Here is a 1,277-nt window from a genome sequence, read left to right as displayed (position 1 = left end):
AGCCAGTGCGTTCTTACCTGAAAACATAAAAGCGCCAAAAATTGAGCGTCGGAATAAGTCTGATGGCTTGCCTTTTATCGGGATTTCTATCGAATCGCGTTCTTTAAGTTTTGGTGAGTTGACTCATTATGCGCAGCTTAATTTGAAAAATGCCTTTCGCAGTGTGAACGGTGTTGCCTCAGTCTCAGTATGGGGACGTCCTTATACGTATGAGATTAATTTAGATCCCAAGAAATTATATGCTTTTGGTATCAATGCAGATGAAGTGGCCAGTGCAATTGCTACTAATCGGTTATCGCTTCCAGCAGGAAAATATCAGAATAAAATCCCAACAACGCTTGAGTTTGATTTAAAAACGGCTAAAGACTATCAAAACTTACTTATAAAAAAGGTAAACAATAATCCCGTTTTTCTTAAATCATTAGCGCAGATTCGATTAAAAACCGATGATAGCCAATTTCAAATTAAAGTTAATGGGCAGTCAGGTGTGGTTTTGTCAATTGAGCGCGCCAATGATGCCAATCCCCTTGAAGTGTCTCAAGCGATTCGCAAAGAACTTAAGGCATTAAAAAAAGCGTTACCTGATGATATGAAGATAAGGGTCATTATTGATCAATCAGAATTTATCCGTGCTTCATTAAAAAACATTAAATCATCGATCTTTGAATCAATTTTCTTGGTTCTTGTTATCGTATTCCTTTTCCTGAGGAACATACGTTCCATCCTGATTCCTTTAGTAACGATACCTATCTCGCTATTAGGCTCATTACTCTTTTTAAAGCTATGTGGCTTTAGTATCAATCAAATGACCCTGCTTGCGATGGTGCTTGCTGTTGGCTTAGTCGTGGATGATGCCATTATCGTCTTGGAAAATATTTGGCGCTTTATTGAAGAGGGGCTTTCACCAATGGAGGCTGCTTTAAATGGGGCAAAGCAAATAAGTTTTGCGATTGTCGTCATGACGTTTACGCTGGCTAGTGTCTATGCGCCTTTGGCATTTATTGATGGCATGATTGGGCAATTATTTATTGAGTTTGCAGTTGCTTTAGCAGGAAGTGTATTTATCTCTGGAGTAATCGCACTGACATTATCCCCCTTAATGTGCTCCAGACTACTCACTAAAAATACAAAACAATTTTGGCCTAAGATTGATGTAATGCTTGATAAGTTTTCAAAATCTTATATTAATTTCTTATCTTCAATGCTTAATAAAACTAAGTTAGCTAGTTTCGTCGCGTTAATGACCGTAGGCATAAGCCTGTTCTTTTATCAATTAC

1 protein-coding gene is annotated in these 1,277 nt (G+C 37.7%); it reads left to right on the top strand.

What is annotated here, in order from left to right; genetic code table 11:
- Window positions 1–1,277, top strand: a 1,277-nt coding sequence (locus tag ACQY7T_RS12715; RefSeq protein WP_428413888.1) for an efflux RND transporter permease subunit, incomplete at both ends; no start/stop codon positions are given.

Origin of the sequence: Legionella sp., assembly GCF_965140895.1 — a bacterium.
Lineage (GTDB): Bacteria > Pseudomonadota > Gammaproteobacteria > Legionellales > Legionellaceae > Legionella.
The sequence above is the reverse complement of the archived record's forward strand: the minus strand, read 5'-3'. Positions and strand labels throughout refer to the sequence as shown.